General features: G+C 41.7%; 14 protein-coding genes and 2 tRNA genes. 14 read left to right on the plus strand and 2 right to left on the minus strand.

Annotated elements, in window-relative coordinates; translation table 11 throughout:
• Window positions 1-26 precede the first annotated feature (26 nt).
• The 14 genes from AC0UA9_RS00370 (at window position 27) to AC0UA9_RS00435 (ending at window position 15,190) form a co-directional block, all read left to right on the plus strand.
• A complete protein-coding gene (locus AC0UA9_RS00370; RefSeq protein WP_475655719.1) occupies window positions 27-515 on the plus strand; it encodes a hypothetical protein in 489 nt (162 codons plus the stop codon).
• Between the two features lie 253 nt (window positions 516-768).
• The gene (locus tag AC0UA9_RS00375) at window positions 769-1,938 is read left to right on the plus strand and encodes a phage protease (protein ID WP_475655720.1); all 1,170 of its coding nucleotides are present in this window, start codon (window positions 769-771) and stop codon (window positions 1,936-1,938) included.
• On the plus strand, window positions 1,938-2,849 hold the full coding sequence (locus AC0UA9_RS00380) for a Mu-like prophage major head subunit gpT family protein (RefSeq protein ID WP_475655721.1): 912 nt from the start codon (window positions 1,938-1,940) through the stop codon (window positions 2,847-2,849). Before AC0UA9_RS00375 ends, AC0UA9_RS00380 begins: the two co-directional genes overlap by 1 nt.
• A 110-nt stretch (window positions 2,850-2,959) precedes the next feature.
• A complete protein-coding gene (locus AC0UA9_RS00385) occupies window positions 2,960-3,475 on the plus strand; it encodes an HI1506-related protein (protein WP_475655722.1) in 516 nt (171 codons plus the stop codon).
• Window positions 3,476-3,480: 5 nt separating this feature from the next.
• Window positions 3,481-3,903, plus strand: a complete 423-nt coding sequence (locus AC0UA9_RS00390; protein ID WP_475655723.1) for a gp436 family protein — start codon at window positions 3,481-3,483, stop codon at window positions 3,901-3,903.
• A 24-nt stretch (window positions 3,904-3,927) separates the two neighbouring features.
• The gene (locus tag AC0UA9_RS00395) at window positions 3,928-4,362 is read left to right on the plus strand and encodes a phage tail terminator protein (RefSeq protein ID WP_475655724.1); all 435 of its coding nucleotides are present in this window, start codon (window positions 3,928-3,930) and stop codon (window positions 4,360-4,362) included.
• A gap of 23 nt (window positions 4,363-4,385) precedes the next feature.
• Entirely contained in the window at window positions 4,386-5,129 is a 744-nt protein-coding gene (locus AC0UA9_RS00400) for a phage tail tube protein (protein ID WP_475655725.1), read from the plus strand.
• A gap of 125 nt (window positions 5,130-5,254) precedes the next feature.
• Complete coding sequence (locus tag AC0UA9_RS00405) at window positions 5,255-9,133, plus strand: tape measure protein (RefSeq protein WP_475655726.1); 3,879 nt, start codon at window positions 5,255-5,257, stop codon at window positions 9,131-9,133.
• Window positions 9,130-9,492: a hypothetical protein gene (locus AC0UA9_RS00410; RefSeq protein WP_475655727.1), complete on the plus strand. Its 363-nt coding sequence runs from the start codon at window positions 9,130-9,132 to the stop codon at window positions 9,490-9,492. Before AC0UA9_RS00405 ends, AC0UA9_RS00410 begins: the two co-directional genes overlap by 4 nt.
• Before the next feature lie 52 nt (window positions 9,493-9,544).
• Window positions 9,545-11,725, plus strand: a complete 2,181-nt coding sequence (locus AC0UA9_RS00415) for a hypothetical protein (protein WP_475655728.1) — start codon at window positions 9,545-9,547, stop codon at window positions 11,723-11,725.
• A 71-nt stretch (window positions 11,726-11,796) separates the two neighbouring features.
• A complete protein-coding gene (locus AC0UA9_RS00420) occupies window positions 11,797-12,771 on the plus strand; it encodes a hypothetical protein (RefSeq protein WP_475655729.1) in 975 nt (324 codons plus the stop codon).
• Window positions 12,771-13,073 (plus strand): hypothetical protein, encoded by a 303-nt coding sequence (locus AC0UA9_RS00425; RefSeq protein WP_475655730.1) that lies wholly within the window; start codon window positions 12,771-12,773, stop codon window positions 13,071-13,073. The genes AC0UA9_RS00420 and AC0UA9_RS00425 overlap by 1 nt, the downstream gene beginning before the upstream one ends.
• Before the next feature lie 18 nt (window positions 13,074-13,091).
• Window positions 13,092-14,963 carry a hypothetical protein gene (locus tag AC0UA9_RS00430; RefSeq protein WP_475655731.1) on the plus strand — a complete coding sequence of 624 codons (1,872 nt, stop codon included), beginning with the start codon at window positions 13,092-13,094 and terminating at the stop codon, window positions 14,961-14,963.
• Between the two features lie 2 nt (window positions 14,964-14,965).
• The gene (locus tag AC0UA9_RS00435) at window positions 14,966-15,190 is read left to right on the plus strand and encodes a tudor domain-containing protein (RefSeq protein ID WP_475655732.1); all 225 of its coding nucleotides are present in this window, start codon (window positions 14,966-14,968) and stop codon (window positions 15,188-15,190) included.
• Window positions 15,191-15,591: 401 nt separating this feature from the next.
• Here the strand turns inward: AC0UA9_RS00435 and AC0UA9_RS00440 are convergent.
• Window positions 15,592-15,667, minus strand: a tRNA-Asn gene (locus AC0UA9_RS00440).
• A gap of 146 nt (window positions 15,668-15,813) precedes the next feature.
• Window positions 15,814-15,889 (minus strand) — tRNA-Asn (locus AC0UA9_RS00445).
• Between the last annotated feature and the right edge of the window lie 314 nt (window positions 15,890-16,203).

The raw sequence follows: 16,203 nt of genomic DNA on the forward strand, positions 1-16,203 counted from the left end.
CCAATACAAATTAAGGATGATTTTTCATGAACAAAGCAAACACAAAAATTAACAGTAAAGATAAAATAAAAATTTTAGTTATTATTATTGGCTTATTAGTTATTGCAAAAACCATATTTTTCCCCGCTTACGAAAGCCCGTATAAAAACGATAACAAAAACAAAACGATTGATTATAGCCAGGTTGACAGCTCAGCATCTGTTATGGAACAAATAGCACAAATTGAAAAACTAGAAGGCACCTATAAATCCCCAGCAACAATAAAAAAAGATAAAATAAAAAGCCAGTTTTCAAGTTGGAACGGCCATCATTTCAGGCTACAAAGTTTAATTAAAAGCAAAATGAATGACCCCGACAGCTACCAGCACCTTGAAACTAAACACTGGCAGCTAGCAAACCATATTGTAGTGCGAACCAGTTACCGTGGTAAAAATAGCTTTAATGCCACTGTTGTTGAATCGTTAAAAGCTAAATATAGTTTTGATGGTAATTTAATTGCGTTAGTGCCTGAATAAGTTGAATAGCGTTAACTAAATAATTAACGATAAAACGAGAGCCTGTAAAGCATTTTAAGTGCTTCTTTTTGTTTTGGCGTTAAATGATATAGGAATCAAAAGAAAGTCTGTTTAAAGAGGATTTAAACGGGTGTTAAATGCCTATGCAATAGTGTTACATAGGTATTTTTTCTTAATTACTCTAAGCATTGCACTTAAACGCATTAATACCCCTGAATCTCATCAATTAAAGTCATAGCGCCATACTGGCGTTATGAAAATTAAAAACACAAAAACAGCGCTTGCTGTACTCACTAACCAAATTACTGCAAATGGCAGTGAGTCGCTAGCGGCATTAACCTTTACCAGCTCAGCCATAAACACTGAGCAAAGCAATCGCGTGCAAATATTGCCAGACGGTTACTTTACCCCAACTGACGGCAGAGAAATTGACGTTGAAGGCGGCAAGTGGCTAATGGACGCACAAGCATTTACTAGCCTAAACGCTAATTTGGCACAACGTAGTAACGATTTATTGTTTGACTACGAACACCAAACCCTAAACAGCGACGAAAACGGCAAACCTGCCCCTGCTGCGGGTTGGTTTAAAAAATTAGACTACGTACCAGGGCAAGGTTTATTTGCGGTAGATGTAGACTGGACCGCCCCCGCTGCCCAATTTATTAAAAACAAAGAATACCGCTACACCTCAGCCGTATTTTCTTACGACAAAACAACAGGCCGCCCGCTTAAGCTAATGCACGTGGCATTAACTAACAACCCAGCGCTTGATGGCATGAACGCTATTACCGCCCTTACTTCAAAACTTTCTAACCATAACCCCAACCAAACAGGAGCCGCTATGAACGCAGCAACTCAATTGTTGGCATTACTTGGCGTTACCGTTGCCACAGATGCTGACATTACCCCCGAGCAATTAACGCAAGGTACAGCCGCTTTAAAAGCGCTGCAAACAAAAGCTGACCAAAGCGGCCAACTTGAAAAAGACTTAAACACCGCACAAACCTCAGTAACAGCACTAAAAGCAAAAGCGGCTAGTGCTGACGACAGTGTTGATTTAAGTAAATTTGTGCCAGTAGACACCTACAACGCACTTGCCACTAATTACGCCGCCTTAAAAGCCGGTAGCGATAGCAACTCAGTAGAGCAGCTATTAAAAGACAATAGCGACAAAGTGTTTGAGTCTGAAATTAGTTATTTAACTGACTTTGGTAAGCAACAAGGTTTTGCAGCACTTAAAGCCATGGTTGACGCTCGCCCAGCTATTGCCGCCCTTAAAGCCACCCAAACCCAAGGCAGAGAAAAGCCAGCAGGTAACAATACGGGAGTTGCAGTGTTAACAGTCGAGCAAAAATACACAGCAGATCAACTTGGCATGAGCCATGAAGACTTTCTAAAAAACTTACAAAAGGAAACTAAATAATGGCGACTATTACCCCAGCGCTAATTGCCGCGCTCTTTACTGGCTACAACGCTAATTTTGAAGCAGGTAAATCAGAAGCCCAACCGCAATTTAATAAAATTGCCTCGGTCATCAAATCAACCACCGCCAGTAACACCTATGGTTGGCTGGGTAAATTCCCAAGCCTTAAAAAATGGGTAGGGGATCGCGACATTCAATCAATGCAAGCCCACGGCTACACCATTGTTAATGAAGATTATGAAGCAACCGTTGGGGTTGATCGCAACGACATTGAAGACGACAACTTAGGTATTTACGCGCCTATTTTCTCTGAAATGGGTCGCTCTGCCGCCATTCACCCCGACGAAATGGTATTTCCACTGCTTAGTGCAGGGTTTGCAACTGAGTGTTACGACGGTCAATTCTTTTTTGACACCGATCACCCGGTAAATCCAGAAGCTGATGGCAGTGGTGTTGATGCCTCTGTGGCGAACATGGTTGACGACGGCGTAAGTTACACAGGCGAACCTTGGTTCTTACTTGACACCAGTAAAGCTATTAAGCCTATTATTTTTCAAGAGCGTAAAGCGCCTAAATTAATAGCGATGACTAAAACCGACGACGAAGCGGTGTTTATGAGCAAGCAATTTCGCTATGGCGTTGACTGTCGTGATGCCGCAGGCTACGGCTTTTGGCAGATGGCCTTTGCCAATAAGCGTGAGTTAACCGCCGATAACTTGTGGGATTCTATCGCTAAAATGCGCGCTTTTACTGCCGACGGTGGTCGAAAGCTTGCGATTAAACCCACGGTATTGGTTGTACCGCCTAGCTTAGAAAAAGCCGCCCGACGCTTATTAGAGCGCGAGCTAGATGCTAATAGCTCTAACGAGTTAAAAGGCAGACTGGAGATTTTGGTGGCTGACTACTTGTAACCGCAGAGTAACAGTAGCTCCCTTTGGTTGGTGGTTGTTAAATCCTATCACGCAGCTACCAACCTTTTTTATTTATTGCTTTTTATAGCAACAACTGGAGTAAACATGAAATGGCTGAATTTAAAAAATCTCTTCTTACCGTTGTTATTGTTAGTGCTATGCACACAGGTTATCGCCGTGCAGATATTGCATTCGACAAAGGCGAAAATACGGTTGAAGTTGATGAAGCACAGCTTGCGAAAATTAAACAAGATAAAAACTTGTTGGTGCAATCTGAAAACCCGATTGAACCAGGTGCGGACGATTTGTCGCAAGGGAACGTGGATGGCGGTAACTTGGACAACGGTTTAAATACTGATGGTCCGTCGCTTGATGACACTGTTATTGATTTATCTTCGGCACCTGCAGAGCTACAACCTGCTATTGCTGCAATTCATTTAATGAACTGCGAAGCGCCGTTAACTAAAAAACCTAATTGTGACCAATTAGAAGTTGGTGTACCTGATGAAGATAATCATGGTGCATTGTCCCAGTTCATAAAACCATCTGCAGCACAGCGTGATGCCGCATGGGCTTGGTATCAAGATAACGTGATCAACCACGTGCCTGATGGTAACCAAGGTTAATTGCTATGCCTTACTGCACTAAACAAGACTTAATCGACCGCTTTGGGCTTGTTGAGCTCGTTAACTTAACTGACCGCAACAATAGCGACGAAGCAAACGACACGGTAATAGAGCAAGCCATTAATGACGCCAGTGCAGAAATGGACGGCTACTTAGCAAGCCGCTATACCTTGCCACTTACGGTTGCACCAAACTCGTTAAAACCGCTGTGCTGCAACATTGCCCGTTATAAATTGTACGACGAGCACGCAACAGAGCAAGTTAACAAACATTACGATGCGGCTATTAAATTTTTGTTTAGTGTCAGCAAAGGCGAAATTAGTCTGGGTGTTGACGGTTTAGGTGCAAAAGCCACCAGTACTGATTTTGCCCAAATACAAAGCGCAGGCAGTGTGTTTGCCCGCGATAAATCAACCGGTTTTATTTAGTACGGTTTAGTAGGATTAAGCGCAATGTTTGAAATCACCGACGATTACTTTATCGCTGAGGACGTACTTGCCCAGTACCTAGAAAAAGTACCTGGCATAAAGCGCGTATACAAGTCGCGTGAAGTCGCAGATTTAACAGAGCGTAGCCAAGGCACGCCCTGCATACACCTAATTTATTATGGTGACCAACTGCCCGACACCTCTAATGGTGGTGCGTTAATGCAAATTAAACAAACCTGGTTAATTGTGTTGGCCAGTAAAACAATGCAAAAAAACCAAGGCGAATTACTCACTAAGGTTATTCAGGCGTTAGCCGGCAAAACACTCGAAACAAGCCAAGGCGGCTTGGGCGTATGGCAACGCGTAAACACGCCAATAAAGCCAAGTTTCAATAAGGGGTTTAGTTATCACCCTTTAGCCTTTACATGCCAAATGCGCATGAAAACTCAACGAAAATAAATTATTAACCACAGGAGCTTATTATGAGCGGACTACTACTAGCAGGCGATGTCTTTATTGACATATTAGACGACAAAAACCAAGCAACGGGCTTAATTGGCCCTATTAACGTGACAAAATTCACGTTAAAAAACGAGTCAGACGTAAAAACCCGACCAAGCAAGAAAAAAGCCACCTACGGCCAAGCACTAGACACAGTAACCATACCCAAGCCGGTTGAAGTGTCAATTGAGTTTGACGACCAACCTGCTGAATTAATTGCCGCACTGCTAATGGGTAATGCACAAGCGCTAAACCAAGGCGCTGGTACATTAACAGACCTTGCAGTCACACTACCAGCCAACAATCGTTGGGCTGAAATTGGCCACAGCAATATTGTTGATGATTTAGTAGTAAGTGACACTCAGCCAGTAGTACTAACCAAAGGCACTGACTATGAAATTAACTACGCGGCGGGGTTAATTCGTTCATTACCTGGCGGTGCAATGGAGGCTGGCGGTGACATTACCATTACTGGCACTTACTTAGCTACAACAGGCACACGCATTAAAGGCGGCGTTCGTTCGCAGTTAAAAGCACGTATAAAGCTAGACGGTACCAACTTAGCCAACGGCAAAGGCGCGCGAGTTGACATACAACAAGCATCGCTTAGCCCAACCAGCGAAATGGACTTTATGGCCAGTGAGTTTGTTAGCGGCAGCTTAGGCGGCACAGTTAACTTGGTAGCAGGTGAAACAGAGCCGTTTACGTATGACGAACTTGGTTAATAACATCAGTTAAGCCATTAGTATTCTTTATAAACAAAAATGGCAGTTAACCACTGCCATTTTTATACAGTTTTCAAACTGTAAAAACCATTTTCAGCTATTTAAAAACGAAGTATAGGTTTTACATGTCTAATAAAAACTTAGAAGTTGCATTAAAAATTGTTGCACAAGCAACAGGTAAACAACATATAAGTGCCATGGTTGACGAGCTAAACAACGTTGCCTCATCAAGTAAAGACGGCGGCGAAGAAGCACGTAAACTAGCAACAGAATTAGACACGTTGTCAAACCAGCAAGATTTAATTAATAATTTTCAAAAATCTGCCCAGTCATTAGAAAAACAAGAATTAGCCACGGTTGCCGCCGCACGCGCACTAGAGCAACTACAAGCCGACGCCAAAGACACTAACAAGCCGTTTGTTGACCTAGCGCGCAGCTTAGACGCTGCTGAAAAAGACTTTGGCGAAATGCGCACAGAGCTTGCTAAGCAAACAACGGCCCATAACAAACTACAAGGTGAACTAAAAGAAAGCGGCATAGACAGCACCAAGCTCACCGCTAAAAAACGTGAATTAGCACGCGACTTTACCGACACAGGTAAAAAAGTTGATACCTACACAAATAAACTAAAACAAGGCACTGCTGCTGAAAAGAAACATGCCGAGGGTTTAACTAAGCTAGCCAATAAAATAATAGCATTAACGGCGGCGTATGTTGGGTTAAACCAAGTAAGTAGTGCTATTAAAGATATATTTACTACCGGCGATAAGTTTGAGCGCCTAGGCATTCAAATGGATGCGCTAATGGGAGGCATTGAAGGTGGTGAACAAGCAACTAAGTGGGTGCAAGAATTTACTACTAAAACACCATTGCAACTTGACCAAGTTAGCCAGGCGTTTGTTAAGTTAAAGTCATTCGGATTAGATCCGATGGATGGCTCAATGCAAGCCATTACTGACCAAGCCTATAAACTTGGCGGCAGTTATCAAGAAGTGGAAGGCATTAGTTTAGCGCTTGGCCAAGCGTGGGCTAAGCAAAAATTACAAGGTGAAGAAATACTACAGCTCATTGAGCGTGGCGTACCTGTATGGGATTTACTTGAAAAAGCAACAGGTAAAAATACGGCGGAATTACAAAAAATGTCATCGGCAGGTGAGCTAGGCCGTGATGTTATTAAAGCCTTAATTGATGAAATGGGTAAAGGCTCGGTTGGTGCTGCAGAAGCAAATATGGCGTTATTGTCAGGTCAGATATCTAATGCGAAAGACAATATTGACCAGTTTTACAATCTGATATCTGAATCGGGTGCGATGGACTGGTTAAAAGCTCAGTTAACCGCTATCAATGAAAAATTTGCTGAAATGAAAAATGACGGCAGCTTGCAAGAATGGGCGCAAGCGGTTAGTGACACTATTGTTGCCACCGGTGAAGCCATTAAAAAAACTTTTACTACTATTTATGAATATAAAGATGAAATAGCGTCAGTCGCTAAGGTTTGGTTGGCACTTAAAGTAGGTAATTATTTTAGTAATGTAGTAAGCGGAGCAAGAACCGCAATTACAGCATTAAGTAGTTATACTGCGTCAATTATTGCAACAGATAAAGCCACTAAAGCGGCCACGGTTACAGCAGGAAAATGGAAAACAGCGGTTAAATTTGCTGGTCAAGCTAGCTTATACACAATACTAATAAGCCAGTTAGTTGAAGTGGGTTTTTTATATAAAGACCTAATCGTTGCAGAAACCGCTGCAGCAGAGTCTAAAGGGGTAATGGAAACCCAAGCCGCTAAACTACAAGGCCGTTTTGAATCACTTAGCGCAGAAACGCAAACCAATATAACAAACATGAAAGAGTTTGTTGCCGCAGTAGAAAGCGGTACTATCGTCTGGGATGACGCACTGAAACGTTACCAAAGCGCCGAACAAATACAGCAAAAACTAGCAGCCGCTACCAAGCTTGCTGCAGACGAAGAAAAAAACCGCCAAAGCGCAATGACCCTAACGCTAGAGCAAGCAGTGGCGACAACTGCTCAGCTAGAAAAACAAGCTGAAAGCATGGACGGCGTACGCGGTGGCGTACAGGGTTTTATTAATGCGATTGATGCCGCTAAAACCACGTTGCAAGGGGCAGGTGAAGAATACTCTCAACAAGTCGTATTGCTCGACCAATTACGTGAAAAATATGTTGCGCATAATGAATCGTTAGAACGTCAAGCGTATTTGGCAGGTGATGTGTCTTTAGCTTATGAAGAGCTAGGCATAAAATCAGCTGCGGCACTAACAGAAATGGCCGACAAACACCGGGGCGCATTTGAGCTAATACAACAAAGTAAAGAGCCAATAGAAATGCAAGAAAAAGCATTTTTAGCCTGGGCTAAATCGGCAATTCAAGCCGCTGACGCGACCGGTGAAATTGCACCAAAATCGCTAGATGCTGCCGCGGCTGCCCTAGGATTAACAGACGAACTTAAAAAACTGATTGACCAAGCAAACAAGTTAAAACCTGTTAACGACACAAACAGCGACGCTGTTAACCGCTTTACCGCTGAAATCAAAGCAACAACTGACGCTATAGCGGCAAACAAAAAAATACTTGAAAGCTCAACCGCAACCACAGCAGAAAAGGCCGAAGCACAACGGTTATTAACTATTCAGCAAGCACGCTTAAAAGACGAAACAGCAGACTTAAATAGAGTGCAAAATCTTGAAGCTGCCACAGTAAGCGGATTAATAACTGAAAAAGGAAGGCTTGAAACACAACTTGCTGACTTAAATAATCAATACGCCAGAGGCAGCATAACAGGCGGCGAATACAACGACAAAAAAGAGCGTTTAACCAATCTATTAAATATTGCAAAAAACCTATTGGGTGATTTTAAAACCGCCCAAGAAAGTGTTACCAGCGCAACAGAAAAAGGCACTAGAGCCCAAATTGACGCAAACAGCGAAATTGAAAAAACAATTGGGCTGCATGAACAACTAGCAAGCGCAGTATCAGCATCGGCATCGTCTAGTAGTGCATGGAGTGCTAGCCAGACTCAAGCGTATCAGCAGCGACAGTCAAATATAGCTAACGCGCAAACTATTGTTGCGTTTGAAGACAGCAACAACATACCGCAACACCTACGTAGTGACAGGCAAGACGTAGCCGACCTACGCAGGCAAAACGACATTGCGGCAGCACAAAAAGTAAACGACGATTACTTTAACAAAATGATGGTAAAAGCGAAATCACAAAACACATCATTAAGTGAGCTTGACGCAATAATTAAAGAAACAACAAACAAATTCACCCGCATTGGTGGCAGTTACGGCACCCAACTACGCGCGGCTATTGCGGCAAATAAAGCCGCCCGAAATAACACGGCTAAATCAAACCAACAAAGCTATACAACACAAAGCAACGTAACAAAAGAAGACCCAAGTATAAAAGCCCGTGAGCAAGAAGAGGCAAAGCAAAGGAACTTAGAGGAACTACGCGCTAGGTCTGCGGCAATTAAAGCCGAAAACGAACAAAAAGCCCGTGAGCAAGAAGAGGCAAAGCAAAGGAATTTAGAGGAACTACGCGCTAGGTCTGCGGCAATTAAAGCCGAAAACGAACAAAAAGCCCGTGAGCAAGCAGAGGAAAAAGAAAAGTTTTTACAAGAGTTACGCGACATGGTTGCAGCACGTGAGGCTGAATACGCAATCAAAGAGGCAGAAAAAGAGGCTAAAAAAGAAAAGGAAGCCCAAGTTTTTAACGCTAATTATAGAGATAAAGTTGCTGAAGCTGAGCATGCACAGCGTTATGAAGAGTACTTTAAAAAAACACAGCTACAGCAAGAGACACTACAAGCTACAACTAAACAAGCCGCAATACCAGTGCAACCAAGCACACCACAAACAACGGTTAGGTTAGAGCTAGTACTAGGCGGTGACACGTTTAAAGCAGACTTGCTAGCAGAGTTCGAAGATAAGTTTTTAAGCGCTATTGAGCAAGCGCGCAGTGTAGGAGTTAACTTTTGATTACATTTTCAACATTCAGCTTAACTGACTTTATTTGGGTAGATAAATTCGAATTTAGCGGAGTAGTTCAGCAACAAGAGCGAGCATTAAACGGAGCACCACACATTGAACAAACGCTAGTAACCATTGGTCGCCCAATTACATTAGTAAGCGAGTTCGAAAACGCTGACACATTTATTGCGCTACAAGCTCACGCGTTAGCTAATTTAGGCGCGTTTGAGTTAACTATAAATAGTACTGCTTATAATGTGTGCTGGCAACATAACCCTATTGCCGTTGCTGGTAAGCCTTATCCCGCCTTTAGTGACGCTGACCCTGAGTATTTCGAACAAGTAACGCTAAGCCTTCAAACCGCTTAATCTTAATGATGATAAAAAATTAGCAAAAATCACTTATAAATGAGTATATAAAATGACAATTTCACGTAACGATTTAAAGTTTTTCAAACCACAACGACTAGGCAATGAAAAGTTCGCCGGTGGCTATCGCACAAGTAATGAAGTCATTAATGGTAAATTAAATGATGTGTTTAGTTCAATTTCAGACATTGACTATGCGCGCTCTGCGTTTGATTTAGTCAAGCTTTACCCAGCGATTAATACAGCAGACAACTCACGACTGCAAGACGGTTATGTATATATAGCAGAGCAACCGAACGACCCGCTTGTATCTACGTTGCTTATTGAAAACCCAAACCTTACCGACGCGCACCAGCTAAGTGATATGCAAAGTTTAATTAAAAGTAGCGACACTACTTTTCACGGGTCAAGCTCAATAACAACAACTGCTGACAATAACACATTAAATGTTGCAGACGTAATGGTGCAATTAGTGCCCGGCCTTAACAAAACAGAAGGAAATTTTAACAACGTAGGCTATGAGTTTTTAGGCTCTGATACAAAAAGCTTTACGCGGAAAGTAACATTTATATCTCCAAGCGATACAGACACTAGTTTTTTTAGTGTAGACGCACCTGACTATTTTAATTTTGATATGTATTGGGGGGATCATGGTTACCAAAAAAAATGGGAGGTGCGTTATAGAGCACGAGGTTTTTTTAATTTGTTTTTTTCGTCATCATCACCTGAGTTTGCCGATGAAATAACATATGAAAACGGTAAATTTAACGTCAAATTATCGCGCGCTTTATTGCCCGGTGAAATATTCACTCTTTATTACAAATCAGTACTAGATTATCGGTTGCATCAATTTGCTATTACGAGTGTGTTAACGCTAGAGCAAAACGAATCAATAGTGCCGCGCAGTTTTAAGCTAAAAAAATTAGACACAAATGAAATATATGCAGACAACGGGGCTGGGTTGTTTGTTGATGATAGCTCAAATGTTTTTGCCCAAATTGATTATGACACTGGTGTTATCTTACCTGCCGAAGCCGTAGACACAACATCTAATCTAGAAGATGGTTTGGGTTGTGTTGTATTTAAGTCAACCACCGAAAACCAAGAGTACTCGCAAGACATCAGTTTTTATATTGAGTTAAATGAGGGGCAGTCAGTCAAGCGTGACTCTGTTTATTTATCAATCACATTAAGTAATGGCTCGGTATTTAGCGCGTCATCAGACAGCGATGGCGAGTTTCAACATGCTAATATCGCATCAAGTTTAATGAACAACTCGGGCTACGTTAGATTGATTTTCGCAGAAGGGATTAACGTTGCAAAAATAGAATATGATTTTCAAACCCTAGAGATTCAGGTGTCACAAGCAAACTGGTATGGTTTTGACGTAAGTGCATTACCTAACTACGGCCGTGTTGCAATTTTTAATAAAAACGATGTTATATCTATCGCTAATACAGAGCGCATTAACGAACAAGCGTTATCTGCAAACGATATTGTCAATGTAATGATTGACGCAGATTATATTGACATAATGGACAGCAACAGCGCGAGCTTATATAGCACCACAGATGAAAATTACAGCTACAACAAAGCCAACGGTGAATTAACAATTAACGCCGGGGTAAGTAATTTCACCCCACCGTTTGTTATAACCGCAATTCAGTCTGAGCGTGGTTTAGTCGTTGATATAATGGGCAACAACCTTACATTACTAAGCCCACTTTCAAGAGATTACCCTGCAGGCTCAAGCGTTGCGTCTGTGCAAGTATTGGGCGACTTACAAGCGTTAACACTTAACGAACGTACAGCAAGCGTGTGGCCAAGCCATGCTGATTTTGACTACAACTTAACAGGTGACGAGTATTTAGCCGACGGTAATATTAATACAACCCAATACCCCATCCAGCTTTCAAATATAGGTGCAATAAATCAAAAGTGGGTAATCGAGTTCACATCACCAACCGCTTTTAACTTACGCGGTGAAACAGTCGGATTTATCGCAAGCGGCGACACATTAAACGACTTTGCACCCGTAAACGGCCTTGTTAACTCACCGTATTTTATTATAGCAAAAGAAGCATTTGGCGTCGGCATGAGCCCAGGTAATGTTTTTCTGTTCGAGACAAGAGCAGGCAGCAAGCCAATTATGTTATCTCGCAGCGTTAGTGCAGGCCACAGCAATATTCAAAACGACCAATCAACCATAGCATTTTTTGGTAACAGCGATTAGCCAGCTCTATAGCAGACATAATTGGTTCAATAACTAAATTTTAATTAAATAGCAAAACGCAGGAGTAAACCATGGCACAACCAGTAACAGTTTTTAGATGGGACGACCCAGGTGCACCGCAAATAGTAGACGGCAAACCAAGCGAATACATGAACGTATTAAAAAAGTGCTTAGTAGACGGATATGGCGCAAAAGCCCCGCTTGGGTGGTTAACCGTGTTAGACGAACACCTAGCCGCAACGCCTTATTTAGCCTTGAAAAATGATGTTACAAAAGGCGGTAGTGGCGGTTTTATTACTTTTAGTGCAGACATAGATAGTACTGATGCATCGACAAAAGTGCAGTGTTGTCAATCCTTTGTCGATAAAAGCAACTTGCTTAATGTTGGTGCTGCGTTTTTTATGCGCCGTGCTTCCTCAGGAATTTACCTCTTGAAAAATTGGATGTTGATCGGGACTGAGGCGGCTTTTTATTTTTTTGTAGGTTCTGATGAAAAGTTAACTACAAATAGTTTTGATAGTAGGCTAAGTATTATCTTTTTCGCAGGTGACTTTAAATCGTTTTATAGCAATGATGCCGGTTTGTTTATTACTATCGCTGGAAGTAGTAATGACCAAAATTCGCATTCGAATAATTCGATGATGAATTCATTCATTAGTTATAAAGAAGCCAGCGAAGTCACAAATGTTTATTCGCTTAACGGTAGTAATGAGCGCGTCAAGCACTCGTTACGAAGTATTATTGGCAGTTCACCAGGAGTTAGAGATTATACATTTTTTGATGATACTCCTGAAATATCGGTGCTTGTTGATTGCTTTATCTGTGCCGGAGGAGCTGGTAGTCATGATGCCAATTTGAATTACTTAAATAACGTAAATTCACCGTGGATTAGAGGGAGAGTGCCAGGGTTGTTTTTTAGCACGCAAACAGGTTATAAAAATGTAGCTATGCCGCACATCAAAGCTATCTCTGGAGTTAACTACTTTCAGCTACCGAGTTATGGAAGTGCAAGCTCAAGCGTTTGGATAAATACGGAGCAATGGTGATGATAATTTCAGGGATAGCCGTTGTTAACGAGCCTGCTCGCGCAAGTGCTTTTTTAAAAGTAAACACCGATGTTGCATCAGAGCGCTTACAAATAATTAACCGCAACACCGGTGAACTGGTTTGGCATTGCAGAACCGACGGCGGCGAAACAATAAAAAGACTTTTCCCCGTCCACTTTGCTAATGACCCACTATTAACCTGTATTCTGTTTGACGACTCATTAGAAAACAATGCCGCAGTAATTGACGGCGTACAATGCGAGTTAATTGATGCCAGCACATTTGATATGAGCGCTGCATAAGGTATGGCTATTTAGTACATGAATAATTCACCTATTAACTTACAGTTTAATCGCTCATGGCAAAACGCCATGGCCGATATTAATCTTGTATTTAGTGATAATACTGAATTAACACCATTCATTGACTTGCAGTTTACTCAGCCTTGGCCTAATGCATCATCACCAATCACACTGCTTTTTGGTGATGATGGTGGTGTAATCACACCTGAGCCATCATTACCTGAAATTGGTGTTTTTGCTAACACAACTTGGCAACAAGCAACGTTAAAAAAACAAATCAACCATATTGTTTGGAGTAGCGGTTACATAGGTAAACATATTGTTTTATTAAGCCAAAGCATCATACGGCAACAGCATACTTCATTAAAATTTGAACAATTTGAATTACGTCAACAGCAACAGCTATTGAGTTTTAGGCACGGTGAATTAAAGCAAGTAGAAACAAGTGTGTTGTGGCGTAATAGTGATAATAAACAGACTATAACTACCATTTCATATTTAAAAAATGATTTGCTAAATCAATTGTCAACGTTGCATTGGAATAATCCATTACAACCATACAAACAAATTATAGCGCCATCATGGTCAGAGCCAACCAGTGCAACAATTAGCAACACATGTGCATACTTGGCTAACGACACGGTTACCGCAAATAATATAATGATAAGTTACGGGGTTTTCCCTGCGGAGCTTAAATGTCACTTTCAAAGCCACCCAGAACGCGGCCTTGTTATGCTGTCATTTAATCAAGAAGCGGTTAACACAGTATCACCACTCACTATTAACTTTAATCAATTAGACAAAGTTTGCGTGTTAGGTGAAGTGGGCGGATTAATTCGCGCAGACGATGATTTGCCCGTTATTGACTTTAAAATACCCGTTTCGCCTCAGCTTAGGAGCAGCTATATAATGACCCCAACAATTACGTGCGAACGCACAAGTGACAACATGCAAATAATAATAACAAGCTTCAGTTATCAAACTTCACGTAGTCAATTTGCAGCTACTTGCTCTATAAAATTTTGCTCAAGAATAGACTACGAACGCGCACAAGGAGAGCTACTTAAAGTAACAATTAACGGCTACACCTTTTACACATACGTTGAGGCTAGAGCTAAATCAGCTCAATTTAATAGCAACTCATACAGTGCAACAGGCCGCAGTCGCTTCGCAGAGTTAACCGAACCCTACCAACGGGCAACAAGCTACACCAACGAAGCGCCAAAAAGTCTAGTTGGCATAATGGCAGATATTGTAAGGCACACAGCTTGGGGGGTATTCAGCGAAATAATAGACTACCCAGTGCCAGCACTTGGCTTTAGCTATAAAGATAAAACCCCAGCACAAGCGTTAGCAATATGTGCCAGCGCAATAGGTGCCATGCTAAAAATAGACGATGCGAATAAAAAAATAACAATACTCCCCAAATGGCCAGTAATGCCGTGGTTAACAGACGAAGCCATCTGCGATGTAATAATAAACGAGTCGGTCATCATCACTCACAACACCTCAGACATAATACAAAGCACACACAACGCAGTAATTGTGCGCGGTGAGCAGCAAGGCGTATCTACAAAAATAAGACGACAAGGCACAATGGGCGACTTATACGCAAGTGATATAGCTGACACACTCATCACAGACAACCAAGCCGCACGGCAACGCGGTAGTGCTGTGTTGGCTGACGCAGGTAACAAAGAGCAAAGCGTAATCCGTACAAAGATACTCAACGACTTACCGCCAATTGAGCCAGGTATGTTGGTAGGTATACAGTACGAATCAGAGTTATACAAAGCGACATGCGACAGCGCAACAATCAACGCAACAGTAAGCGACAAAGGCGCGGTTACCGTTAATCAAACAATCACACTATTAAAGAGCGCAGGTTAACCATGAGCAACACACTCAACAGATTGCAAAATGCACTAGCAACACAAGGGCGATACATAGCAACAGTACATGCAGTTAACAGCAACGGCACAACAACAGTAATACACAGTGACGGTAGCAAAGAAGTTGTACTTGGTAACTCAGTAACCGAAGGGAGTGTATACATCAAAGACGGCGTAATTATCGCAACAGCAGCAGACTTGCCATATACAGAAATAGAAGTTTAATAAAACCTATATATAAGTAGAGCTATTTGATTTTTGAGAGGCGAGGCTTTTCTCATTACGCGCGGACTATTCTCGTTTTATGCGAATTATACTAGGTTAGTCTTTTCTCGTTTTACCTGCATCCATTTCTCATTTTTCGCGCGCGGCTACAGGAATAAAACTATTTTTTATAAGTGCGTACTACACCTTTCTAGTGGGTTTGCAGATTTAAATAACACGAACTTGTAAGTTCAACTAACGACAAAATAATTGCAGGCAAAAAAAAAGGCTACGATTTCTCGTAGCCTTTTTTATTATGTGGCTCCCCAAACTGGGCTTGAGAAACCAATCAGCGACACATGCTGTTATTAGAGAGTACAGTCCATCGCATGAACTTTCTCTTATTGTCGCCAATGTAAATGTGGCTCCCCAAACTGGGCTTGAACCAGTGACACATGGATTAACAGTCCATCGCTCTACCAACTGAGCTATTGGGGAATAAAACTATTTTTATGAGTGTGTTACTTCTCATTTTTAATGTGGCTCCTCAAGCAGGGCTTGAAAAACCAATCAGCGACACATGCTGTTATTAGAGAGTACAGTCCATCGCATGAACTTTCTCTTATTGTCGCCAATGTAAAATGTGGCTCCCCAAACTGGGCTTGAACCAGTGACACATGGATTAACAGTCCATCGCTCTACCAACTGAGCTATTGGGGAATAATTTTCTATTTTGTTAGGCTACATGAATTAATGCTACCTAATCACCAAACACTATAAACTAAGGTGTTTGGAATTACTTTCTTTCGTAAGCTTGTTAACCATCTTGGCTAACGGGGCGGAATATTAAAGGCCTGACGGCAAACTGTCAACACTAAAATAAGAAAAAAATGAATTATTAGTTCGTTTGCTTAAATTGCGTTCATTAATGTTAGTTTGTCAGCATTTACTGTCCGTTTTATCGTCAGCGTTTTTTAGGACGATGGAAAACATAATAAAAATGTAGTTATCCACCAAAGTTGTGGATAACTATG

The organism is Colwellia sp. F1 (assembly GCF_056238625.1).

What these genes read in the sequence shown, in the direction of transcription:
- AC0UA9_RS00385 (WP_475655722.1), top strand. Translation starts at nt 2,960, where the DNA reads ATGGCTGAATTTAAAAAATCTCTTCTTACCGTTGTTATTGTTAGTGCT.
- AC0UA9_RS00405 (WP_475655726.1), top strand. Translation starts at nt 5,255, where the DNA reads ATGTCTAATAAAAACTTAGAAGTTGCATTAAAAATTGTTGCACAAGCA.
- AC0UA9_RS00420 (WP_475655729.1), top strand. Translation starts at nt 11,797, where the DNA reads ATGGCACAACCAGTAACAGTTTTTAGATGGGACGACCCAGGTGCACCG.
- AC0UA9_RS00415 (WP_475655728.1), top strand. Translation starts at nt 9,545, where the DNA reads ATGACAATTTCACGTAACGATTTAAAGTTTTTCAAACCACAACGACTA.
- AC0UA9_RS00390 (WP_475655723.1), top strand. Translation starts at nt 3,481, where the DNA reads ATGCCTTACTGCACTAAACAAGACTTAATCGACCGCTTTGGGCTTGTT.
- AC0UA9_RS00430 (WP_475655731.1), top strand. Translation starts at nt 13,092, where the DNA reads ATGAATAATTCACCTATTAACTTACAGTTTAATCGCTCATGGCAAAAC.
- AC0UA9_RS00395 (WP_475655724.1), top strand. Translation starts at nt 3,928, where the DNA reads ATGTTTGAAATCACCGACGATTACTTTATCGCTGAGGACGTACTTGCC.
- AC0UA9_RS00400 (WP_475655725.1), top strand. Translation starts at nt 4,386, where the DNA reads ATGAGCGGACTACTACTAGCAGGCGATGTCTTTATTGACATATTAGAC.
- AC0UA9_RS00375 (WP_475655720.1), top strand. Translation starts at nt 769, where the DNA reads ATGAAAATTAAAAACACAAAAACAGCGCTTGCTGTACTCACTAACCAA.
- AC0UA9_RS00380 (WP_475655721.1), top strand. Translation starts at nt 1,938, where the DNA reads ATGGCGACTATTACCCCAGCGCTAATTGCCGCGCTCTTTACTGGCTAC.
- AC0UA9_RS00425 (WP_475655730.1), top strand. Translation starts at nt 12,771, where the DNA reads ATGATAATTTCAGGGATAGCCGTTGTTAACGAGCCTGCTCGCGCAAGT.
- AC0UA9_RS00435 (WP_475655732.1), top strand. Translation starts at nt 14,966, where the DNA reads ATGAGCAACACACTCAACAGATTGCAAAATGCACTAGCAACACAAGGG.
- AC0UA9_RS00370 (WP_475655719.1), top strand. Translation starts at nt 27, where the DNA reads ATGAACAAAGCAAACACAAAAATTAACAGTAAAGATAAAATAAAAATT.